Source organism: Helicobacter sp. TUL (assembly GCF_002287135.1).
In the GTDB taxonomy this organism is placed as follows: domain Bacteria; phylum Campylobacterota; class Campylobacteria; order Campylobacterales; family Helicobacteraceae; genus Helicobacter_F.
The window spans coordinates 1-23,463 of the sequence record NZ_NESU01000020.1 but is presented as its reverse complement, the minus strand read 5'-3'; the positions used below and the strand labels follow the sequence as shown (position 1 = coordinate 23,463).

The window sequence follows — 23,463 nt, the reverse complement described above, 5'->3', positions numbered from 1 at the left end:
CACAATCACATTTCATCACATTCTCACTTAGGCAACAATATAACACTATCTACCCCCCCCCCCGAACGAATCTGATTGTCCCATAGGAAGTAGCAGTTTAGATTCTGTAGATAAGTTTGCGCTTAGCAATCTAAGAATTATCTCTGCGAGAATGCTTAGTGAAGAGATAAAATATTTGATTTTTTTACAAAATTGTATAGGAGATTATATACTCTTTGTAGATTTAGAACAACATTCAATACAGGATTGTCAGGCTATGCTTGCACAAGCTTGTTTTTATGATGTAATTATTGGCTCTAGAACTACAAAGCACCAAGGTATTGTCGATAAATTTCTTTCATATGCTTTTTACAAACTCATTTCTGTATGTAGCCCAATGTCTATCAAACATTCATATAGTGAATTTTGTGTATTTAATCGTAAAGCCATACACTATCTACTCAATCAAGATGAAAGCATAAAGCTCCTATCTCTCGTGCAATTTGATTACAATTTTTCAAAATATGAATACACATTTACTCCACTTAAAAAATCAAATAAAAGCTTTTTGTATGGTTTAAATTTGGGTATTGACATTATTTTTCAAAGTTCACATAGGTTATTGCGTGTAGCATCTATATTATCGATTTCTGTAGCTTTCTTCAACCTCATTTATGGGGTGTATATTTTATTATCCTTTTTATTGAAATCAGATATAGAAGGTGGCTGGACATCAACTTCCTTATACATGGTGGGTATGAATTTTTGCTTATTTTTAATTTTATGCATCATAAGTGAATATATACGTAGTGTTTTACTCAATTTTAAGAAACACAATCTTTATGACATCATTGATGAAAAAAGTTCACTAACTTTAGATCTAAAAGAATTGAATGTGAGGAAAACATGAAAAATCAAATCCTAAACATCGTTTTACCAGTGCTTAATGAACAAGCATGTTTAAAGGATAATGTCGAGCAAGTTTGTGCTTTTTTAGAATCTCATAAAATACCATATCTTATCACTATTGCCGACAATGGATCAACTGATGACACCCCTGCAATTGCTAGATCTTTATGCGACCAAAATAAGTATATAGAATATGTGCGTATTGAACAAAAGGGTGTAGGTAGGGCATTATCAGAATGTATAGCAAAAAATTCTAGCAGACACGAACCTTGTGAATTCATAGGCTATATGGATATCGATTTATCTACAAACCTAGAACATTTACAAGAAGTCTATACCCAACTCTTAAATAACAAAAACATTGTAGTGGGATCAAGGTTGCTTAAGCATTCTAGAGTCTATAATAGAAGTCTAAAAAGGGAAATTAGCTCAAGAGGCCTAAATATTCTATTAAAAGTTTTTTTAAGTACTAAATTTAGTGATGCAATGTGTGGTTTTAAGTTTTATCAACATGCCTATGCAGAAAATATATCCACTAAATGTTACAAAGATGATGGATGGTTTTATTGTGCACAAATGCTTATAGTAGCACAATATATGGGTATACCTATTTATGAAATTCCTGTTATTTGGCATGATGATAAAAACTCTAAGGTAAAAATATTGCGTTTAAGTCTTACATATCTAAAACACATTCTCACTCTCTGGCTTAAAAAAATCAAAGGTCAATTATGAATGCCATACTCATCGGCAAAGGTGGATGGGGGGAACTTTTAAAACTCTACATCCAAAAAAATACACACTTTAACTTAGTGGGTGTATATGGGAGTGATTTTGATATCTCTCAGATTCCGCCTTATACTCAAGTAGCATTTATTGCGACACCTCTTTACTCACATTTTGATCTTGCTTTAATGTGTATCAAAAAAGGGCTACATGTTTTTGTGGAAAAACCCACATGCAAAACCTTAGAGCAATTTCATATATTGCAGGATCATGCACAAAAACACAATCTTAAAATCTATACAGACTATATATATTTGTGTTCTAATTCCATTTTGTATATCATTGAGGCACTCAAAAATAAACGCATAGAATCTATACAAGCCATCATCACACAATATGGTAGATTCTATAAAGATGAGAATGTTCTAGAAGTGCTTGGGGTGCATTGGCTTAGCGTATTTTGCAAAATCTTTTCAGATATACGCGTAAAAAAATTTTCTTACACAGATATGCACCAACTACAAGCTGTGCTTTTGGGTAAAGATGATACGCAAAAAGATTGTGAAATTACACTTTTTTGTTCTCTTGTTCACGATAAAAAAGCTAGAACATTACAGATATCCTTAAGTGATATGTCTATATTTTTTGATATGCAAGCAAATCCTACACTTAAAATTTTTGAAAACAAAAAGTCTAGTCATGTGCATTTTGATGAACAACACAATATTGCCAAAACACTCGAGTTTTTTTACGAAGTATTATCTGATAATAGTTCATATGAAGAACACATAAAAATTTGTCACAAAGTTTTACAGCTTTGTTGTGACATGCGAATTGCGGTATAAAAAATGTATGATTGTATTATTATTGGTGGTGGATTTTATGGTTGCAATATTGCCCTTTACCTCCACCAACACTACAAGAATATTTTAATCATAGAACAAGAAGGGGACTTACTTAAAAGAGCTAGTCTCAACAATCAAGCACGCGTGCATGGTGGCTATCATTATCCTAGAAGCTTACTTACAGCCTTTAGTTCATTAAAAAACTTTCAATGCTTTTGCAATGATTTTCACGAAGCCATAAAGAGTGATTTTGAAAAATACTATGCATTAGCACGCATTGGCTCTAAATGTAGTGCAAACCAGTTTTATCATATTTTCAAAAACATGAATGCTCCTATCGATGTCGCACCTCCACACATAAAAGCATTGTTTGATCAAAACCTCATTTCCGAGGTATTTAGCGTAAAAGAATATGCATTTAATAGTGATATCTTGCGCGATATTTTATTGTCTAGACTTAAAAAAGCACATTGTGAAATTGCCATAAACACAAAAGCACACTATATTAAAGACACTAAAATAGGAATAGAAGTTGGATTATCAAACAATACAAAAATCTATGCACATAAGGTGTTTAATTGCACATATGCAGGGCTAAATGATCTGCTTTTAAATTCTGAATTGCCACCACTTGATCTTAAAACTGAAATCACTGAAATGGCACTTATTGAGCTTCCAAAAATACTACATAACATAAGCGTAACGGTAATGGATGGAGCATTTTTCTCATTTATGCCCTTCCCCACAAGAAACTTATATACATTAAGTCATGTGCGCTACACACCACATATGAGTTTTACAAATACACAAAAACATTTCAATACCTATGAAAATCTTGCCCTATATAAAAAGAATTCACATTTCCCATATATGATACATGATGCCATACGCTATATGCCAGCTTTAAACGAATGTATCTATAAAGACTCCATATTTGAAGCAAAAGTTGTAAGTATAAAAAATGAACAAGATGATGGAAGACCTATAATTTTTACAAAAGACTATGGAATAAAAAACTTCTATAATATTTTAGGTGGTAAAATCGATAATATTTATGATGTTTTACAATACATACAAGAAAATATTTTTTTATAGAACATATTTCTAACCTCATATTTTAATCTTTTACAATTTCTCCGACTAATTTCTATTCACAGATTGTTAGCTTTTTTGCTATTATTGAAATTTGGATTTTAGACTTTAGGAGATTTTATGGCTTGTGTTTTACAAATCGGTGCAGGTGGCGTAGGTGGCGTGGTAGCACACAAAATGGCGATGAATAGAGAGGTTTTTTCACGCATTATCTTGGCGTCTCGCACACTAGATAAATGCAAAGTGATAGCAGATTCTATCAAGCAAAAAGGCTTGGGCGAGATTGAGATAGATTGCGTCGATGCTGATAGTGTCGAATCTATGGTGGCTTTGATAGAAAAATACAAGCCAAAGCTCGTGGTAAATGTCGCTTTGCCCTATCAAGATTTGAGCATTATGGAAGCGTGTCTAAGGACAAAAACGCATTATTTAGATACCGCAAACTATGAGCACCCAGATTCTGCGCATTTTGAGTATAAAGAACAATGGGCATACGATACACGCTACAAAGAAGCAGGGATTTTTGGGCTTTTGGGAAGTGGATTTGATCCGGGTGTTACGAATGTCTTTTGTGCATATGCGCAAAAACATTATTTTGATGAGATTTACAGCATAGATATACTTGATTGCAACGCAGGGGATCACGGCTATGCGTTTGCGACAAACTTTAATCCTGAAATTAATTTGCGCGAAGTTAGTTCTAAAGCAAGATTTTGGAGCAAGGACAACGATTTATCTAAAAACACAGACCTAAAAAAAGACACCATTTATCGCAAGTTTGAGCGAGAAGAAAAGCATTTTAGCCTAGAGGCAAATACACAAGATTTAAAAAATGAAGATTACTTTGGCGGACAATGGCAAGATATAGCGCCGCTTGATTTGATGAAAGAATGGGAATATCCAGAAGTGGGCGTAAAAAATAGCTATCTACTCTATCACGAGGAGCTAGAATCGCTTGTGCGCAATATCAAAGGGCTAAAGCGGATTAGGTTTTTTATGACATTTGGAGAATCGTATCTCACACATATGAAATGCCTAGAAAATGTAGGGCTTTTGCGTGTCGATGAAATAGAGCATAATGGGCAAAAAATCGTGCCAATACAAGTGCTAAAGACACTGCTACCAGATCCAGCCTCTCTAGCGCCTCGCACCAAAGGGCAAACGCACATCGGTTGCTACATCAAAGGTATAAAAGATGGCAAAGAGCGAACAATTTATATCTATAATATTTGCGATCACGAGGCGTGTTATAAAGAAGTCAATGCCCAAGGCGTGAGCTATACTACAGGTGTGCCAGCAATGATTGGGGCTAAGCTGATTGTCGAGGGTAAATGGGGCATAGGAGTGGCAAAAATACCAAATAACGCAGATAATAGCGATATGCCAAAAGGTGGGGAAAATCAGGGAGTAGATTCTAATAATGGTAGCGGTGTGTGGAATATGGAGCAAAACGACCCCGATCCCTTTATGGCAGAGCTAAACAAACAAGGACTTCCTTATGTCGTGTGCGAGATAGATTCTAAAGGCGAGAGAAAAATACTAGAGGATGGGAGAAAGTAAAGATACCCATTCTTTAAATTTAGTCAAGATTTTTTATAATAGAATCCAACATTTAGGGACAACATTTTTAAGGGAAAGCCATGGATTACAAACAAGCCTTTTTTTCACAATTAGAATCTATGTATCTTGGAGTGCAAATAGAAGATACTCAAAACCTATTTAATACAGATAAGATACAAAAAAGTGGCTTTATCAATCTACTCAAAATAAAATCGCAATACTTTAAAACCATCAAAGAAAAACTAGAAAAAGAGGAAGTAAAATATCCTATTTATAATAAACTTTATAATTTTTTTGGAAGCTATCTCAATGAAACAGGCACGCCATTTTTCTATGATACGCCCTTGCATAAAAACATTTACGCTAGAGTGTATACTAATTCTAAAGATACAAGCCTTTTTTATAAAACACAAAATCTCTATTATGTCAAATCTGATGTCATCTATCATAATGCCGAGATTAAGAGCGAAGATTCTAACTATACCTTTATCTTTGATACAAGTTACTTTGCCCCAAATAGTGATAATGCCAAAAATAAGGCTATTTTTAAGTTTAAAATAGATGAAGAGATTAGAATCTATGTGCTAAACAACAAAGAAGAGCTGCAAGATCTCCCCAATGTCTTTAAGCAAAATAGTAGTGATTTAAGCGATGAATTTATCAAAGCCCTAAAAGACAAGCAAATACGGCTACAAGAAGAAGAAATAAAAAAGATTCTATACGCTTACAAAAAGCAAAATGAAATCGACTTTTTTATCCACAAAAACGCAAGAGCCTTTCTACAAGAGCAGTTTAATCTATGGATGTTTAAATATGTAGTAGATGATATTACAGATTGGAGTAAAGAAAAGATTGATGAGCTAAATCAACTCAAAAAAAATAGCCTTTAAAATCATTGACTTTATCGCAGATTTTGAAGATGAGCTAAAAGCAATTTGGTGTAAGCCAAAGTTTGCTAAAAATGTGCATTATGTCTTTAGTCTTGATACTATCTCTAATCACGCTAGAGATTCAGAGCAAATACTAGAATCTCTCTTTCAAGACACAGGCTTTAAACAGCAAATCAAAGAATGGCAAGAGCTAAAACTCATAGATGAGCATTTTGAAATCAAAAATATCAATGATGAGAAATATAAATTTTTGCCTCTTGATACAAAGTTTTTAAACCAAGAGAATTATTATAAGCTTTTGGGTGCATTTGATAATTTGGATGAGATTTTACATGGAGAGCTAATCAAAAGTGATAATTTTCAAGCCCTAAATTCTCTCATGCCAAAATATCAAGACAAGATTGATTTAATCTATATTGATCCGCCTTATAATACAGGGGGTGATGGCTTTGTCTATACAGATAAATTTAACCATAGCTCATGGCTTACGATGATGAATAATCGCCTAGATCTAGCAAAAGAATTTCTAAAAAATAGCGGAAGTATTTTTATAAGTATTGATGATAATGAACAAGCAAGGCTTAAGATTCTATGTGATGAAATGTTTGGAGAAGAAAATTTTGTGGCGAATATTGTTTGGAGAAAACGAGCAGGTGGAGGCAATGATTCTAATCATATAGCAACTGAACAAGAATATATAAATATATATGCGAAAAACATAGATTGCCTTGAAACCTATGGAATCGGAAGACCAGATATTTCTAAGTACAAACAAGATGGATTGGGATATTATCTTGAAAAACCACTAAATGATACTTCTTTACGAGATAGTCCTGGATTACATTATGATATTAAATTACCTAATGGAAAAATACTAAAAGGCAGTGAACATCAATGGAAAATGTCAGAAAATACCTTTTATTCAAGACTTGAAAGAAGTGAAATTATTTTCAAAAACAACAATAAAGTGTATTATAAGCATTACATTGATGTAGCATCTAACCTTGTGCCTTCTTCTATTTGGTATGATTTTGTGCTAAATGCTGATGCCACAAGTGAAATAAAACAATATTTTGAAAATAAAATTTTTGACACTCCAAAACCCGAAAAACTTTTAAAAAGAATTTGTGATATAGGTAGCAATCAAGATTCTGTTGTTTTAGACTTTTTTGCAGGTAGTGGCACGACCTTAGCTACAGCTCATAAATTAGGGCGTAAATGGCTTGGTGTAGAAATGGGAGAGCATTTTTATCAAGTGGTAATTCCGCGAATAAAAAAAGTTATCAGCGGTTTTGCAAGTGGGATTAGTAAAGAAGTAGAGTTTAAAGGTGGCGGGGCTTTTAGATACTATGAGCTTGAAAGTTATGAAGAGAGTTTGGAAAATTGTGAATATATATTAAGTAGTGATAATGCGGAAGTATTATCGATGAATTTTGAAGGTTGTCAAGGCGGAGGCGAAGGGAGTTTGCTAGACGCAAATGACCGAACCGACAACGCAGACTCCTTTAAAATTTGCGACAAGACAACGCATTTAATTGATTATAGAAAATCCCGCAAACTCATCAAAGGGCTTAAAAAAGGAGAGAAAATCTGCCTTGATATGAGCAAATATAATAAAAGCTTTGATATTTTTACTACAATGTCAAATCTTTTAGGGCTTAAAATTAAAAATATTTTTCTTGATGAAAATGGCATACAATCTTGCAAGTTTGAAAATGATGATATTGTGAATCTAGAAACTATCGACTTAATCAAATACCCAAAACTAAGAAATCTTATTTGGTGGGAGAAGTAAATGGAGAATCAAGAAATAATTAAAGATATACAAAAAGAAGTAAAAAGAATAATAGAAGATTGTGAATATTCATCAAAAGGGCATTTTGATAGTGCAAAATGTTGGAGATATTGGAATTATGTTTTGATGTTTGCCTCTATAATTTCTGTTTGTTTTAGTTTAGTTCTTGTGTATAGTGATTTAGATAAATTTTGGAGCGGGATTGTAGCAATAAGCTCTGGTATTGTTACAATGTTACTTGTTTTTTTAAACCCTCAAGAAAAATATATTTCACATTATAATAGTGGCAATGGGTTTTTGGCTCTTAGAAATAAAACAAGAGTATTTTTGGAAATAGAATCTAAGGCAATGGAAATAGAAATGCAAATGCGGGTGATAAAAAAGTTAGATTCCAAAAGAAATGATATGAATGGGTATTCCCTACCAATTGGTGAATATGGGTATAAAAACGCAAAAAAGCAAATTGAAATTGATAAAAATACACAATACCAAGTAGATAAGGAGCAAAAATGAGCGTAAATTCGTATTTGAATAATTTAGCAGAAAAAGCGATTGTGAGGGATAATGAAAAAACAAAAATCCAGTCTTCGATAAGGGCTATTAAAGAAAGATTGGAAAGTTATTTTAGGAAGGAAATAGAGAGCGCATTTCTTTTTGGTTCCTATAACAGAAAAACGCTTATATCTAGAAAATTTGATGATAATTCAGATATTGATATTATGGTTGTTTTTAAAACAAATGGTTATCAATCATATAAGCCTGAAGCTTATATTAATAAATTAAAAGATTTTATGAAGTCAAGATATCCTCAATCAGAGATTTATAGAGACTATCCAACTGCTGTTTTAGAATTAAATCATATTAAATTTGAATTAGTCCCAGCAATAAATCACTATATGAGTGGTTATCAAATCCCATGTAAGAATACATATCGTGATTGGATGAATACCAATCCAAATGATTTAGACGGAGCGTTGGCAAATAACCAAACCTTAAGAAGACTAGTTAGAATAGTTAAAATATGGAATGCAAAACAAGGATATATTTATGAAGCCTATGAGTTGGAAAAGTGGATTGTTAATAATTGCTTTTACGGAAATTTGAGTGATCATTTTTATCGCTTTTGTGAGTTATTGCCTATTAATTGGAACTTATCAGAAAATAAACAAAACAAAATACAAAAATTAAAAGATTCTGCACAAATGGTAAAATATAGCGACAATGAAAATTGTATACAAAATTTATTTGAATAAGCTTATTTGTCATGAATAACATCATCCTCTACACCACGCAAGATAAAAAGATTAAAGTCGAGCTTTATGAGCTTGGTGATAGTGTGTATTTAAATCAAGAAAGTTTAGCAAAGCTTTTTGACACCTCAAAATCTAGTATAAGTGAGCATATAACAAATATCTTAAAAGATGGGGAATTACAAGAGGATTCAGTTGTTCGGATTTTCCGAATAACTGCAAGTGATAACAAACAATACAATGTAAAATTTTATTCCTTAGAGATGATTTTAGCCATTGGCTTTCGTGTCAGAAGTAAAAGGGGTGTGCAGTTTAGAATCTGGGCTAATGAGCATTTAAAAAACTATTTACAAAAAGGCTTTTTAATAGATAGTGATAGGCTTAAAAATCCAAATGGAAGAACAGATTATTTCGATGAGCTTTTAGAGCAAATCAGAGATATAAGAGCGAGTGAAAAAAGATTTTATCAAAAGCTAAAAGATTTGTTTGCTTTGTGTGTGGATTATGACTCTAGCGATAAAGCTACGCAAATGTTTTTTGCAAATACGCAAAATAAGCTTTTATATGCGGTTACCAAACAAACTGCGGCTGAAATCATAGCCAAAAGAGCAGATTCTAGTAATCCAAATATGGGGCTTACTAGCTGGAAGGGAAGTGTAGTAAGAAAAGGGGATATTCTTATTGCTAAAAATTATTTGAGCAAAGATGAGCTTGATAGCTTAAATCGCTTAGTAAATGTTTTTTTAGAATCAGCAGAACTTAGAGTAAAGGATAATAAAACTCTGACTATGGATTTTTGGAGGGAAAATGTAGATGCTTTGCTTAGCTTTCAAGGTAAGGAAATTTTAAAAGATAATGGATCTATTGCAAAAAAAAGCAATGCAAAAAATTGTCTATAAACAATATGAAATTTTTAATGAAAAAAGAAAAGAGGAAGCACGCATAAAAGCTGATCTAGAAGATGAAAAGAATCTAGAAGAAACCTATAAAGCCCTAAAGGAAAGGTAATGGCAAAGGCAAAGCAAACAGCAGACATAAAACAACATTTGCTCTTAAGTGAGATATGCAATGATAAGAGAATGCAACATAAAGGAATATATGAACGCTATGATTTACAAAGCTTTAGCGCAGATATGAGTTTGCAAGAGTATCAAATTGCAAGTGTGCAAAATGCACTGATTGCACTTGATTGTTATATGTGCTACAAAGATTCTGAATATAGACAAAATAGAGGGGCAAAGCTTTATAGAATCTATCAAGAAAAATATAAAGATTTTAGACTAAAAGAATCAGAAATTAATCGTGCATCTTTTTGGATGGCAACAGGTAGTGGCAAAACTATCGTGATGATAAAACTCCTCTCGCTTTTGGGTAAAGCTATGCGAGAAGGAAGTATTCCAAATAAGCCTATCATGCTTTTAGCTCCAAATGATACGATTTTAAAACAATTTAAACACAATATCACAAAATACAATAATTACAATGGGGATTCCCTAAGTGTGAGGGAGCTAAAAGAATATGAGAGTGCGGATAATACAAGTTTATTGGAAGAAACTATCGTATTTATTGCTAGAAGCGATTTGCTAGATTGCAAAGAAAATGTGGGAAAAGATAAAAACGCAAAAAGACTGGATTACAAAAATTATTGCAATGATTGTGGCTGGTATATTTTGCTTGATGAAGCACACAAAGGGGATAGCAAAGATTCTATAAGAAAATCCTATATTAATGAACTAGCTTGTGGGGAAAAACAAAAAGACTATGAAGGATTTTCTAAGGGATTTATTTTTAATTTTTCTGCAACTTTTAGTGATGAGATTGATTTTTTAACCTGTGCATTTAACTACAATCTAGAAAAATTTAATCGTGATGGTTATGGCAAAAATATCGCCCTGCTAGATTCTAATCTCAAATCTTTTGGCAACGAAAATGGTGAAAATGAGAGAATAACAAGAATCATAGAAGGATTTATACTTTTTAGTGCCATTAAGCAAAGCAAAGAAAAACTATTAGAAAAAGCCAAAAGTCTTGGTGTCGCGGATATAAAATACCACAACCCCCTAATCATTGCCGTATCAGATAAAGTAAATACACAAGATGCAGGAATAAAGCTCTATTTTGAAGCTATATTGCAAATACTTAAAGAAGATAGAGATATACAAGAAATCGCAAACAATCTCTATGAGAAACTACAATATCAAGAACTCTATTTTGCAAAAAATACTTTAAGTGATGAATTTAAAGAATGCGTAAAAAATATAGATTCTAAAAGTGTGAGAAAATATATCTTTCACGCAAGTGAGCCTTCAAGCTTGGAATGCCTTAGAGCAAATGATAAAGAACTAGCCTTTAAGAGTAAAAATGCCAATGAGCCTTTTATGCTCTTAAATATTGGTGAAACCAAAAAGTGGGAAAAAGAGCATTTATTAGAGCTTGGTGTAGAGAGCTTTAAAGATTTGCAAAAGAGTTACTTTAGAGGTATCAACGATACAGATTCAAGTATTAATATTATGCTTGGAAGCAAAGTCTTTAGTGAAGGTTGGGATAGCAATCGTGTGAATCTCATCTATTTTATTAATATTGGTAGCAAAAATGCCAACAAATATGTTTTACAAACTATAGGCAGAGGCGTGAGAATTGAGCCTTTTGCTCATGTGCGAAAAAGAATGCAATATAACCAATTAGAATACGCGACAAAAGAAGCTTTGTCTCCTTTATCTTGTGGTATAGAAACTTTATTTGTTTTAGCAAGTGATACTGAAGCGATTAAATTTATTTTAGGAAAAATTGAAAGCTTTATCACTCAATATCCTATAAAAGGCTTTAAAAAGACAAATATCTTAAGCCCACTCCCTACACCAAAATACAAAGAAACACAATCTAAAGATAAAAACTACAGGATCGACAAAACAGAAGCAACACATCTAAGAGCATATATAGAAAGTTTTGATGAAGATGTTTTGGTGCTTAGTAAATGTGTCATTCATAAAGAATGTAGCTATGAAACATTGCAAGAAATACAAAAATTTTTGCACAACAACAGCACAAGGATTCAATCTAGTAATGGGGATATGCAAAAATTTGATAAAAACACAACAATTAGTCGCATTGATAGAATCTTGCATGCAACAAACAGAGAATTACAAGAATTTGTAGATTTGAGTGATGAAATCAATCATTATCAAAAATTTCAAACGACTTTGGGGCAAGACTTCGCAAATGAGATAAGTGAGATTATAAAAAATATACTTAATACAAAGAGTGAGGAAGAATTAAAAGCTGATTTTGAAAGTGGAAAAATAAATATAGATGAATTTGCAAAAAACCTAAAAAGCAATGCAAAAAAATGCAATATTAAAGACTACGCAATCAGTGCAGAGCTAAAAGAGCATTATTATAATCCATTAATTGTCTCTAATAAAGATGATAAAAATACAGAAATCAATTTTGCTATTAGCCAAAAGAGTGAAAGGGAATTTTTAAAAGATTTAGAGGATTTTTTACAAACAGATTCAAAAAAGCTAGAAAAATATGAGTGGTGCTTTAGCAAGATTGTAGAGAATATAGATGATATCTACATCCCATATTTTGATAGTCAGGCACAAAGCAATCGAAAATTTTATCCGGATTTTATTTTTTGGTTTAGAGATAAAGCGACACAAGAATACAAGATTGTTTTTATAGATCCAAAAGGACTTAGTCGAGAAACAAACCCGATAGATAAAATCAAAGGCTTTGAATCTGTGTATGTGAATCAAAAATTCTCTTATAAAAATAAGGAAATTAAAGTATATCTATACTACTACAATAAAACGAATTCTGAATTTAGAGACTATGAAAGTTATAAGAAACCTAGTATTGAAGATATAATGAAAGAAATTTGTGAATAGAATAAGATAATACTGATTTATTGATTCTGTATTTGTATAAAACAAAAATTAAAAAAACAAAAGGAGTTTATAATGTTGCGAGTTATATCAAAGCAATTTAGTATTTTATTAGTTTTTTTGATTGCATTATCTGTGAATGTCTTTGCCAAAGATGTTTATATTATCCACGGCTATAAAAGCACTAGCAATTATGGGTGGTTTCATGCTGTCGCACAAAAACTAAGCAAAGAGGGATATAAAGTCAATATCTTAAATCTGCCTAATGCAGATAAACCTGTGTTAAAAGAATGGCTTGGTGCTATGCAAAAAGAGATTCAAAAGATTGATCGAGATACTTATTTTATCACGCATTCACTAGGTGGCATAGCAACTTTGCATTTTTTAAGTGAAACATTTAAATCACAAGATAAAGACTTTCAAGTCGGTGGCGTGGTTTTGGTTTCTCCTTTTGATGAAGAGTTAAAAAAATTGCCTATTTTTAGAAGTTTCACGGACAAAAAGCCAAACTACCAAATCCTAAAAAATGTGATTAAAAATCGTGTAGTGATTTCTGCCAAAGATGATGCAATTGTGCCTACTGATTTAAGCTACAGAGTTGCCAGATCTTTAGACGCAGATTTTATCCAAACGCAAAAAGGCGGTCATTTTATGGAATCTGAAGGCTACACAGACTTACCACTCGTGATAGAAGTTTTTCAAAATTTCAGTGCAGAATCTAAACGATAATGGATATAAAGGCATTTGTATTTGCTATGGATAGAGGACAAATATTGCTTGCAAAGTGTGCTATGGATAAATAATTGTATAAATATTTTTGTGCTATCCTAACTTAGATTCTTAAGATTAAGTTTCCAAAGATATTTTTTGAAAATACCTTTTGCCCCAAATTCTTAAGCTTTAGCAATTTTAGGCAATATTTAGAGAAAGGCAGGCTATGAAAGAGCGATATTTTAGCAGCAAATTTTTAAGCTATTTTTATAGCGATGATCCAAAGACACATTTTGACGCACAAAGCAAATCTCTCACACACGATACATACGCAGGAATCTATCCTATCGACATTATAGAATCTACAAGCGGTGTGCAGGATAAAAATGGGGTTGATATATACGAGAGTGATATTGTGAATCTACAGGGCTTTAAAAAACCACTTGTAGTAAAACATAGCGACACAAAGGGATTTTATCTTGTGTGTGAATGGGGTGAGACTCTCTGCAAAGCCGAATTTGGCGATAAAATCAACGCACTATGTCAATATCAAGACACATTAAAGGACATTGACCCAAATACGCTAGAAGTCATAGGCAATATAAGAAATAATGCATATCGTGCCACAACACAGATTTTCACGCACAGAGGCTATACAAGTGTCATCACACTTGTTACAAACGACAAAAAACAATGGCTCAATGGCTATGTCCTCTTTGATAAAGAAATGTTTTTTAAACTTTTTCCTGCTTTCAAAGACAAACCCTCTCAAGTCAATGTCGATGGTTTTTTAAACGAACCAGAAAGTAGCTTTTTTGATATGAGCGAAAATAGATCACAACTCTATACCTATGAAGCCTTTGATTTTGAAGTAAGCATTCCTATCACATATGCAGAGTTTGGCTACAAATCTGATATTTTAAGCGATGAATGTGGGTTTGAACCAGAGAAAGCTGATGCTTTTGTTGTCTTTGGATTCTCATTATCATCAAAGTTTGGTATGGACGAGGCAAAAGTCATGCAAAACATAGATGAAATGATAGATTTTTGGGAAAAAAAGATACAAGAAACACAATAAATCTCTTAAACTCCCAACTCACTTATACTCATGGTAAAAATTTACTCTATCTTTGCTATAATCTAGGCACATTACAAATTCACAAGGGATTAACACTATGAGCAAAAGACTTACAGGCTCACAAATGCTAATAGAAGCCTTAGCAATAGAAGGCGTAAAAGTAATTTTTGGCTATCCGGGCGGCGCGGTTTTGCATATCTATGATGAAATTTATAAACAAACCTATCTTCGCCATATACTCACACGACACGAACAAGCTGCTGTCCATGCTGCTGATGGCTATGCTCGTGCTAGCGGCGATGTAGGCGTAGCAATCATCACAAGTGGTCCAGGCTTTACCAACGCTATTACAGGTATCGCCACAGCGTATATGGATTCTATTCCTCTTGTGGTGATAAGTGGGCAAGTCCCTATCACACAAATTGGCACAGACGCATTCCAAGAAATCGATGCTGTTGGTATTTCTCGTCCTTGCACAAAACATAATTACCTTGTCAAAGACATCAAAGAACTTCCTAGAATCTTAAAAGAAGCATTTTATATTGCGCGCACAGGGCGTCCAGGACCAGTGCTTATTGATATACCAAAAGATATTAGTGGGACTTTGGGAGAGTTTGAGTATCCAGAAACAATCTCGTTACGCACATACAAACCAACAACAAAGGGCAACTCTCGGCAAATAACCAAGCTTATCCAAGCTATCCATAATGCAAAAAGACCATTATTTTATATCGGTGGTGGTGCGATCCTAAGCAATGCAAGTAGCCTTGTGCGCACACTTGTCAATAAAACACAGATTCCAGCGGTAGAAACACTTATGGCAAGAGGTAGCTTAGGCGATGATAATCCATTCTTGCTTGGTATGGTTGGCATGCACGGAACATATGCAGCAAATATAGCGATGAGTGAATGCGATTTATTAATCGGTATTGGTGTGCGATTTGATGATCGCGTGACAGGAAAACTTAGTGCTTTTGCCAAACATGCTAAAATCGCGCATATCGATATAGATCCTAGCTCCATTGGCAAACTTGTAGATGTGGATTTTCCAATAGTGGGTGATGTAAAAAATGTCTTAGAAGAATGCATAGCTACGCTAGATTCATATGACACTGCCAAAATTGAAGCGTGGAAAGAAAAGCTTTCTTTGTGTGCGAGGGAAAACCCCCTTATCTATGAAGATAGTGATGAAGTCATTAAGCCTCAATGGATTATCCAACAATTAGGGAAACTCTTGGGAGAAAAAGTAATCCTAACCACCGATGTAGGACAGCACCAGATGTGGGCAGCGCAATTTTACCCATTTAGCTTTCCGCGACAATTCCTTACAAGTGGCGGACTTGGCACTATGGGTTATGGGTTACCTGCGGCTATGGGTGCGTATTGTGCAATACTCGAAAAAAACCTCTCACCAAAATATATTATCAATATTAGTGGCGATGGCAGTATTTTGATGAATATCCAAGAGCTTATGACATGCGTAGAAGTCGATATACCTGTTATAAATATTATCCTCAATAACAATTATTTAGGTATGGTGCGCCAATGGCAAACATTCTTTTATGACAATAGATTCTCACATACTGATTTGAGTTTGCAACCAGATTTTGTAAAACTCATAGAATCTTTTGGTGGTTATGGCGTAGTTGTCAAGGACAAAAAAGACTTCCCAAAAGCCTTGCAGCAATGCATAGATTCACAAAAAGTGTGCTTTTTGGAAGTATTGATAGATAGATTTGAAGATGTATTACCTATGGTGCCAGCAGGTGGGGCGCTCAACGAAATGATATTGTTTAAAAAGGCTAAATAATGGAATCTAAACGAACAATTTGTGTAACAGTTATCAATGAACACAGCGTGTTGGCTCGTATATCTGGGCTTTTTGCAGGAAGAGGATATAACATAGAATCTTTGTGTGTTGCACCACTCCCAAACACCGATCTATCACATATCACAATCACCACAAAAGGTAATGCCAAAGTTTTTGAACAAATTGTAAAGCAACTCCATAAGCTTATACCTGTCCTAAGCGTGGTAGAAAGTGATACGCTTTTGCAAAAAGAAATGGTGCTTGTCAAACTTCCTATCAAACAACCACTTGCGGACATAAAGGCTCTTTGTGAATCATATAATGGGCTTATTGCTGATGCGACACAAAAGCACATCATTATCACCGCAACAGATGAGCCAACGCGGATTGATAGCTTTTTGTGTGCATTAGAACAATACAAACCAAAAGAAATCATTCGTAGTGGCGTAGTCGCCATAGAGCGTTAAAAAAATGCGACTTGGCGTTAATATCGATCATATTGCAACCTTGCGAGAAGCGCGTGCGATCAATGATCCAAACCCACTAGAAGCCGTATTTATCGCAAAAAATGCAGGAGCACATCAAATCACAATCCATTTGCGCGAAGATAGACGCCATATACACGATACCGATGTGCGCTCTATCATCGCCCAATCTCCACTACCTGTCAATGTCGAATGTGCGCTTGATGAGGGTATCACCGAGTTTTTGTGTGCCATCAAGCCTCATCGTATCACACTAGTCCCAGAAAAACGCCAAGAAATCACAACAGAGGGAGGATTAGACCTCCACACACATAGCGATACTATCGCCAAAACACTTGCACAATATACCAAACACGACATTGATACCGCACTTTTTATCGATCCACATATCGATAATATCGCGTTAGCCAAAGACTTGGGTGCGCATTGCGTAGAGCTCCACACTGGCAAATACGCCAATCTCCACCTTATGCAAACCACCAATCTCCCAAAAACACACCATAGTTTGCAAGAATTTGCACTACCCACAAAAGAATTGCAACATCTTTTAGATTCTGAACTCTCTCTCCTAGCTACAAGCGCCAAATACGCGCGTGATATAGGGCTAGAATGCTTTGCAGGGCATGGGCTAAATTACCACAATCTCGCACCAATCATCGCCATAAAAGATATTAGTGAGCTAAATATTGGGCATTCTATTATTGCACGCGCGGTTTTTGTAGGGTTGGAGCGCGCTATAAGCGATATACTAAAACTCTGCACATCGCCATAAGGTAAGCCATGCAAAAGAAAAGAATTGCAATAAGTATCGGTGATGTAAATGGCATAGGGCTAGAAATCGCGCTCCGAGCGCACACACTCATCAGTCAATATGCTACACCGATATATTGTGTGCATGATGAGATTCTTACCCAAGCCACAAACCTCCTCAAAATGTCTAACCCCATACCCAAAAGCTCCCTACACGCGCCACAAATACAAAATCTCCCCACCATTACAGCCGGAGCACTCGATCCAATCAGCGGTGCTTATAGTTATGAGAGCTTTTCTCATGCGTGTGATTTGGTAGATAGCAAAGAATGCCAAGCCGTGCTTACTCTCCCTATCCACAAACTCGCTTGGAAACAAGCAGGAATCCACTACATAGGGCATACAGACGCACTTAAAGCCCGATATGGAAGTGAGGGCATTATGATGCTAGGATGTAAAGAAATGTTTGTTGCACTCTTTAGTGATCATGTCGCGCTAAGAAAAGTTAGTGATTTGATAAACACACAGACGCTAAAAACATTTTTGTTAAACCTTGCAAACTCCTTGCCTAATATGCAAGAATGCGCCGTGTTGGGGTTAAATCCTCATTGTGGCGATGGGGGTATTATGGGCAATGAAGATACACTTATCACACAAGCTATCACACAAGCCAACCAAGCACTTAACAAAACGCTTTTTATCGGTCCCCTGCCCCCAGATTCAGCCTTTAGCCCATACAATCGCGCTAGATTCAAATATTATGTAAGTATGTATCACGATGTGGGCTTAGCGCCACTCAAAGCCCTTTATTTTGATCAAAGTATCAATGTAACGCTAAATCTCCCTATATTGCGTGCTTCTGTGGATCACGGAGTGGCATATGACAAAGCCTATAGATTCCAAGAAATACATCTACAAAGCTACATAAACGCCTGTAAATATTTAGTAGGACACAATGGATAAGTTTGACTTCACTGCCCAAATTACCCAACAACAAAAAAATGAGATTCACACTCTACGCACAGAATGTGAAAATCTCCAAAAAACTATCGAGACATTGACACAAAATATCGCGCAAAAAGATACAGAACTCGCCTCGCTAAGTAATTACATTCAAGAATTAGAATCTAGAAATACCACACTTTTGCAGACGATTAAGCAAAAAGACACGCTCATAGCACAAATAGAAGCTAATGCAAAAAACTTTGGCACACAAATTGATGAATTGCTCCATATGATTTTAAACCTTGAGCAAAAACATACCGAAACAAAAAACTTCACGCAATTCCAAGAATCTGTGCATTTTGGTGAGGATAAGGAATTTTTGTTTGGGCTAAATATCGATGATACCTTTATAGCCAAAAATTCCTATACGACAATCAAATACTATCTTTTTAACCTTGATTGCAAGTTTGCCCAAACCTTTGATTTACCAAATCTCCACCCACAAAATAAGCAAGACTTACATCTCATTGGCGAAACCTTTAGCGCACTCTTGCGTTTAGAATCCTATCGGCGCAATGATGGCTTGCGAGGGATTATTGAGGTATTGCCAGCGGATATGCTAACTCCTGCACAAATCCGCTACTATGGCAACATAGACATACGCGAGGATTTTGAAAACTTTGTGCGAAGCTATAGCCACAAGAATTGATTACTTTTGTATCATGACACTAAAAGCATCGCCTATCGGTAGAACTCTCACTTTCATCTCTCTAGCAAACTCATCTACAGCTCTTTTAGCCCCTACATAATAAGGGTGAAAATAATCATGAATCAAAATGACACCATCTGTTACAAGTCTAGGATAAAAATATCTCAATCCCTCTAAAATCGGTTGATACAAATCCACATCGATATTTACAAACTTAAATTTTTCATCTTTAGGAATATATGTCGCACTTTCTGGAAAATATCCTTTTACAAAGTGACACTTTTGTAAATATGGCATTTTGTTTTTTACAAATTCTAGTGAAGTATCACTAAAATCAGTAGTTTTTGATTGTTGAGAAATACCAATCTCCTTGCTAATATCTTTTTCATTAAATCCTTCAAAAGTATCAAGTAAATAAAACTCATCTGCTTTAAAATATTCGTTAATATATCTTGCAGTTTCACCTCTCCAAACACCAAACTCTGCGACAGCACCACTTATATTATTTTCTTGGAATTGTATGGATAAGGTTTTGATGAAATTTAATCGAGAAAATTTGCACACTTTCCCAAAACCACCAGTATCAATTTTTTGACTAGGAATCTGAAGGCTTTCTAGACTTCTAATAATCTCTTGGGTTTGATCATTCATATTTGCAATAAACACTCGATCGAATTCTAATTCCTTTAATATATCTGGTGGATAGACTTCATAGAATCGATTATTATAGCTTATAGGTTCCCCCCCCCCCGAGGTCTGTCTTCTTACATCGCTATCAATAAATCCTATTAATTCATAATCCATGGTAACATGCCACATTGTTTGAATTCCAACTTGCCCTGCACCCCAAATCACCGCTTTTTTCATTTTCTAGCTCCTTACATGAATATAAATAAGTTACGAATAATATCAATATAAACTAAATTGTGCAATCAAGGTATCTGTAGCGCCTAGTGATGCCAGAGTTTGCTCATATGCATTTTGTAACATAGGGTTATCGATGAAGCTCCCCCAATGCTTGTGCCCATTTGGTGTGTTGTGAGCCAACCAATAAAGATGATTAGAAAACGGATAACGCTGTATACATTTCACAAATTCTACTTTTAATCCTGATTTTTGGCCCAACATTCTCAAAGTATGTGGCGTAAAACAATACAAATGGACATTGGTATATATAAATTCAGAATATGCTTTATTTTTGAAAATACTCACGAGTGCCTCATTGCCATTTGGCACTTCAACGATTATTTTGCCATCGTTTTTAAGAAATGTAGCAAGTTGTTTTAAAATTGCAACAGGATCTTGCAAATGTTCCATCACGTGAAAGGCTGTTATAATATCATATTTCACCCCCCCCCTATTTCATCTAAATGATTAAATAACAAAATATTGTTTTCTTGATAGATGTGTTGCACACGTGACTCTATTTCGACCCCTGCAACTTCATTTGCGATCTCTCTTGCTTTCAGAAGAAATTGGGCTCTACCGCTACCAAAGTCTAAAAGTTTTTTACCTACCAGTGATTGCTTAATTAATTCAAAACGCTTTTCTACAAAAACAGCGTTGTGTATGTAAAATTCACGCATTTTTGCATCAAAACTTTCTCCATCTCGTTTTGTAATTTCAAAAAATTTTTCATCAATCATATTATTTTGTTCATAAAATATATCTCCCGTGTTCTGCTTGTCTAAGAACACTAAACCACACTCTTTGCACTCTAATATATTGATACTATCATCTTCTCGAACCTTTCCTTCTCTCTTCAAGTGATGCTCACTTCCACATAGATAACATTGCATTCTTGCCTCCTTGGATTTTATTTTCAACAATTAACTTTAGTAATGTTTTATCACTTATTGTTCTCATTTCAACTTTGATACACCTGTCGCGAATCTAGATTCTGTAAGAAAGTTAATTTTAGTGTCATTAGTTCTAGTTTCAAGATATTCTTCTAGCATAGAAACTATTTGTGTGTTAATACACTCAATTTCACCTAATGTTAAATTTCTCTCTAATTCCTGATCAAAATAGTTCTCTTCAAAAGGATTGTAGCCATCAAATCCAGCTATATTTATGGATTTCAATGTAAAACTATCGAGGATTCTTAACAACAAGATCATAGAATTATCCAAATTTTCCCATCCTTTTTTGATTGCCCTATTGAGATTCAATATATAGCTATTTTCTGAATCATCATGAGTAATATTTGAGAGAAGAATTTTTGGTATACAGACAAATTTTTTATCATTTTGCCAAAATTCATAACGCTTTATATTGCTTAAAAATATAAAATCACTTTTAAAATCTTGATGACAGAAATTGACACTTATTACCACTAAATCTTTAGTATTTTGCATAAAACTATATATCTTTTGTTTATGGGTAAAAAGTGATTTCCCAGGTGCTAGAATTAAAATATTCTTGCAATTTAAGTGATTTTTTAAGGTATCAAAAGCGAGATGATCATCGATATTGTTTTGTGTAATATGCTTTAAATATGTAGACTCTAGTAAATCATAGTCATAGCGTTTTCTTTTTTGTGAATCTATTTCATCCAAAATAGCCATTAAGTCCTTTGAAGCTATATTGTTTTTTTTCAAAAGATAGGTAATATTATTTGTGTGAGCACTACACATACCGGCGATATAGTAAGGTATATTATACCCCCAAGTGCATTGTTTTTTTAGGGGATCAATGTAAATATCAATAGAATCTAGAATTCTATCTAACTTATAACCATAAGAAAATTTTTGATTCATATACAACGCTATAAGTTCTGTGCATGTATTACCCGCACCACGACCCATACCATTTAGCGTAGAATCAATAATGACATTGCGTTTATTTTGACTCATGCGTATAAATTCTTGAGAAAGTGCACTAGAGAGCTGTAGATTATTATGTGAATGAAAGCCTATTTGTATATCTTGGTGTAAATTATGGTTTATAAGTGCCCAAATTCTATGTAAATCTTCAATATACATGGAGCCAAAAGTATCCACGATACTAAGGGCATATGGTATCGACTTGTTAATAATTTCTATAAGTTCAAGTATTTCTATATCACTATAACCTAGAATATCAACCGGCTGGATAAAAATTTTGTAACCCTTTTGCTTGATTGCTTCAATCAACTTCAAACTTTCAAGTCTTTCGTGCTTAAAAAAGCAAAGCCTAATGTTTTGTATCCTATGCGTAGGATCATAATCTTGAAGGTTTTTAAAATCGTATCTACTAAAATCAGCCATTAGAGCAAATTCTGTATGTGTGGTATCTTTAGGAATATATTTAGCTGCTTCCTTTGGTGTTTTAAATACGCTTTTACCTTCACCAAATCCCTCATTTTGTAAAAAACCGAGCTCCACAATATCGATTCCAGCTTCAATAAGCCCTTTGATAATTCCTCGTTGTGTATTTTCTCCAAAAGCCTTATCAACAAGATACGCCCCATCTCTCAAGGTACAATCTAGAATCCTTGCATGTCTCATAATTTACCCTTAATGATATTTCGATATACAGCATCTGCAATTTCAAAATCTCGTGGATAGTCGATGTCTATGCTCTCAATTTCGTCACATTCGCAAATATAGGGATTTGCCCCTGTCCGCCCATGATATGTCTCAAAGGTATGTCTTGTAAAAACATAGGGTGAAGAAACTTCATGATATACATGCGACATATCTTGGGTGCGTAATGCTGTGTCGAGGGAGAAATTTAGGGGTTTATTATGATACCACACAAAATTTTGGTATTTTCTAGCCCCAAAAGCAGAATCAAATACCCCAGATTTAACAGCTTGTATACACTTCATATAGGTATGCACGCTTACAAAAGGAGCAGTAGCATGTGCTAAGACATATATGTCAGCTTTAACGACATTCATAAATGCATTGATTATATCCCCACATAAACTTTGAGGAGTGTCTAATCTACTTGGTCTTTGCAAAAATTGAACATCTTCAAGCAAATAAGGCTTTATGGCTTCATTGCTACAATATACATATACCTGAGAAATATCTGGAATCTGCAAAAGTGTTCTTTG

20 protein-coding genes and 2 pseudogenes are annotated in these 23,463 nt (G+C 34.3%); 17 read left to right on the top strand and 5 right to left on the bottom strand.

Annotated elements, in window-relative coordinates; genetic code table 11:
* Positions 1-151 precede the first annotated feature (151 nt).
* The 17 genes and pseudogenes from B9T66_RS08060 to B9T66_RS07980 all read left to right on the top strand — a co-directional run bounded on the left by B9T66_RS08060 (position 152) and on the right by B9T66_RS07980 (position 19,421).
* The gene (locus B9T66_RS08060) at positions 152-889 is read left to right on the top strand and encodes a glycosyl transferase (protein WP_095628461.1); all 738 of its coding nucleotides are present in this window, start codon (positions 152-154) and stop codon (positions 887-889) included.
* Positions 886-1,623 (top strand): glycosyltransferase, encoded by a 738-nt coding sequence (locus B9T66_RS08055; protein ID WP_180763375.1) that lies wholly within the window; start codon positions 886-888, stop codon positions 1,621-1,623. Before B9T66_RS08060 ends, B9T66_RS08055 begins: the two co-directional genes overlap by 4 nt.
* A complete protein-coding gene (locus B9T66_RS08050; RefSeq protein WP_095628460.1) occupies positions 1,620-2,459 on the top strand; it encodes a Gfo/Idh/MocA family protein in 840 nt (279 codons plus the stop codon). The genes B9T66_RS08055 and B9T66_RS08050 overlap by 4 nt, the downstream gene beginning before the upstream one ends.
* 3 nt (positions 2,460-2,462) lie before the next feature.
* Positions 2,463-3,554, top strand: coding sequence for an FAD-dependent oxidoreductase (locus tag B9T66_RS08045; RefSeq protein ID WP_095628459.1), 1,092 nt, complete (start codon positions 2,463-2,465; stop codon positions 3,552-3,554).
* A 117-nt stretch (positions 3,555-3,671) separates the two neighbouring features.
* Positions 3,672-5,111: a saccharopine dehydrogenase family protein gene (locus B9T66_RS08040; RefSeq protein WP_095628458.1), complete on the top strand. Its 1,440-nt coding sequence runs from the start codon at positions 3,672-3,674 to the stop codon at positions 5,109-5,111.
* Between the two features lie 80 nt (positions 5,112-5,191).
* A pseudogene (locus B9T66_RS08035) lies at positions 5,192-7,796 on the top strand (site-specific DNA-methyltransferase).
* Complete coding sequence (locus B9T66_RS08030; RefSeq protein ID WP_095628457.1) at positions 7,797-8,309, top strand: SLATT domain-containing protein; 513 nt, start codon at positions 7,797-7,799, stop codon at positions 8,307-8,309.
* On the top strand, positions 8,306-9,049 hold the full coding sequence (locus tag B9T66_RS08025; protein WP_095628456.1) for an SMODS domain-containing nucleotidyltransferase: 744 nt from the start codon (positions 8,306-8,308) through the stop codon (positions 9,047-9,049). The genes B9T66_RS08030 and B9T66_RS08025 overlap by 4 nt, the downstream gene beginning before the upstream one ends.
* Positions 9,050-9,060: 11 nt before the next feature.
* A pseudogene (locus B9T66_RS08020) lies at positions 9,061-10,054 on the top strand (virulence RhuM family protein).
* Positions 10,054-12,936, top strand: coding sequence for a DEAD/DEAH box helicase family protein (locus tag B9T66_RS08015; RefSeq protein ID WP_095628455.1), 2,883 nt, complete (start codon positions 10,054-10,056; stop codon positions 12,934-12,936). The pseudogene B9T66_RS08020 and the gene B9T66_RS08015 overlap by 1 nt, the downstream one beginning before the upstream one ends.
* Positions 12,937-13,008: 72 nt before the next feature.
* Entirely contained in the window at positions 13,009-13,662 is a 654-nt protein-coding gene (locus B9T66_RS08010; protein WP_095628454.1) for an RBBP9/YdeN family alpha/beta hydrolase, read from the top strand.
* 208 nt (positions 13,663-13,870) lie between these two features.
* The gene (locus tag B9T66_RS08005; RefSeq protein WP_095628453.1) at positions 13,871-14,722 is read left to right on the top strand and encodes a YopX family protein; all 852 of its coding nucleotides are present in this window, start codon (positions 13,871-13,873) and stop codon (positions 14,720-14,722) included.
* Between the two features lie 97 nt (positions 14,723-14,819).
* Positions 14,820-16,532 (top strand): acetolactate synthase large subunit, encoded by a 1,713-nt coding sequence (locus B9T66_RS08000; RefSeq protein ID WP_095628452.1) that lies wholly within the window; start codon positions 14,820-14,822, stop codon positions 16,530-16,532.
* Positions 16,532-16,999, top strand: coding sequence for an acetolactate synthase small subunit (ilvN, locus tag B9T66_RS07995; RefSeq protein ID WP_095628451.1), 468 nt, complete (start codon positions 16,532-16,534; stop codon positions 16,997-16,999). The genes B9T66_RS08000 and ilvN overlap by 1 nt, the downstream gene beginning before the upstream one ends.
* A 4-nt stretch (positions 17,000-17,003) precedes the next feature.
* Positions 17,004-17,789, top strand: coding sequence for a pyridoxine 5'-phosphate synthase (locus tag B9T66_RS07990; protein ID WP_095628450.1), 786 nt, complete (start codon positions 17,004-17,006; stop codon positions 17,787-17,789).
* Positions 17,790-17,797: 8 nt separating this feature from the next.
* Positions 17,798-18,730 (top strand): 4-hydroxythreonine-4-phosphate dehydrogenase, encoded by a 933-nt coding sequence (gene pdxA / locus B9T66_RS07985; protein WP_095628449.1) that lies wholly within the window; start codon positions 17,798-17,800, stop codon positions 18,728-18,730.
* Positions 18,723-19,421 (top strand): hypothetical protein, encoded by a 699-nt coding sequence (locus B9T66_RS07980; RefSeq protein WP_095628448.1) that lies wholly within the window; start codon positions 18,723-18,725, stop codon positions 19,419-19,421. The genes pdxA and B9T66_RS07980 overlap by 8 nt, the downstream gene beginning before the upstream one ends.
* Here the strand turns inward: B9T66_RS07980 and B9T66_RS07975 are convergent, their stop codons facing one another.
* From B9T66_RS07975 to B9T66_RS08905, 5 genes are all read right to left on the bottom strand, one after another.
* Entirely contained in the window at positions 19,422-20,288 is an 867-nt protein-coding gene (locus B9T66_RS07975; protein ID WP_095628447.1) for a TylF/MycF/NovP-related O-methyltransferase, read from the bottom strand.
* Positions 20,289-20,330: 42 nt separating this feature from the next.
* Complete coding sequence (locus B9T66_RS09240; RefSeq protein WP_257874665.1) at positions 20,331-20,771, bottom strand: class I SAM-dependent methyltransferase; 441 nt, start codon at positions 20,769-20,771, stop codon at positions 20,331-20,333.
* A complete protein-coding gene (locus B9T66_RS09235) occupies positions 20,768-21,220 on the bottom strand; it encodes a hypothetical protein (protein WP_257874664.1) in 453 nt (150 codons plus the stop codon). Before B9T66_RS09235 ends, B9T66_RS09240 begins: the two co-directional genes overlap by 4 nt.
* Before the next feature lie 63 nt (positions 21,221-21,283).
* Positions 21,284-22,909 (bottom strand): aldolase catalytic domain-containing protein, encoded by a 1,626-nt coding sequence (locus B9T66_RS07965; RefSeq protein WP_095628446.1) that lies wholly within the window; start codon positions 22,907-22,909, stop codon positions 21,284-21,286.
* Positions 22,906-23,463: cytidylyltransferase domain-containing protein (locus tag B9T66_RS08905; RefSeq protein ID WP_095628445.1), on the bottom strand; the 558-nt coding region annotated here is incomplete at its 5' end. The genes B9T66_RS07965 and B9T66_RS08905, both read right to left, overlap by 4 nt.

Coding starts and splice junctions, on each gene's coding strand:
- B9T66_RS08060 (WP_095628461.1), top strand. CDS start 152: ATGCTTAGTGAAGAGATAAAATATTTGATTTTTTTACAAAATTGTATA.
- B9T66_RS08055 (WP_180763375.1), top strand. CDS start 886: ATGAAAAATCAAATCCTAAACATCGTTTTACCAGTGCTTAATGAACAA.
- B9T66_RS08050 (WP_095628460.1), top strand. CDS start 1,620: ATGAATGCCATACTCATCGGCAAAGGTGGATGGGGGGAACTTTTAAAA.
- B9T66_RS08045 (WP_095628459.1), top strand. CDS start 2,463: ATGTATGATTGTATTATTATTGGTGGTGGATTTTATGGTTGCAATATT.
- B9T66_RS08040 (WP_095628458.1), top strand. CDS start 3,672: ATGGCTTGTGTTTTACAAATCGGTGCAGGTGGCGTAGGTGGCGTGGTA.
- B9T66_RS08030 (WP_095628457.1), top strand. CDS start 7,797: ATGGAGAATCAAGAAATAATTAAAGATATACAAAAAGAAGTAAAAAGA.
- B9T66_RS08025 (WP_095628456.1), top strand. CDS start 8,306: ATGAGCGTAAATTCGTATTTGAATAATTTAGCAGAAAAAGCGATTGTG.
- B9T66_RS08015 (WP_095628455.1), top strand. CDS start 10,054: ATGGCAAAGGCAAAGCAAACAGCAGACATAAAACAACATTTGCTCTTA.
- B9T66_RS08010 (WP_095628454.1), top strand. CDS start 13,009: ATGTTGCGAGTTATATCAAAGCAATTTAGTATTTTATTAGTTTTTTTG.
- B9T66_RS08005 (WP_095628453.1), top strand. CDS start 13,871: ATGAAAGAGCGATATTTTAGCAGCAAATTTTTAAGCTATTTTTATAGC.
- B9T66_RS08000 (WP_095628452.1), top strand. CDS start 14,820: ATGAGCAAAAGACTTACAGGCTCACAAATGCTAATAGAAGCCTTAGCA.
- ilvN (WP_095628451.1), top strand. CDS start 16,532: ATGGAATCTAAACGAACAATTTGTGTAACAGTTATCAATGAACACAGC.
- B9T66_RS07990 (WP_095628450.1), top strand. CDS start 17,004: ATGCGACTTGGCGTTAATATCGATCATATTGCAACCTTGCGAGAAGCG.
- pdxA (WP_095628449.1), top strand. CDS start 17,798: ATGCAAAAGAAAAGAATTGCAATAAGTATCGGTGATGTAAATGGCATA.
- B9T66_RS07980 (WP_095628448.1), top strand. CDS start 18,723: ATGGATAAGTTTGACTTCACTGCCCAAATTACCCAACAACAAAAAAAT.
- B9T66_RS07975 (WP_095628447.1), bottom strand. CDS start 20,288: ATGAAAAAAGCGGTGATTTGGGGTGCAGGGCAAGTTGGAATTCAAACA.
- B9T66_RS09235 (WP_257874664.1), bottom strand. CDS start 21,220: ATGCAATGTTATCTATGTGGAAGTGAGCATCACTTGAAGAGAGAAGGA.
- B9T66_RS07965 (WP_095628446.1), bottom strand. CDS start 22,909: ATGAGACATGCAAGGATTCTAGATTGTACCTTGAGAGATGGGGCGTAT.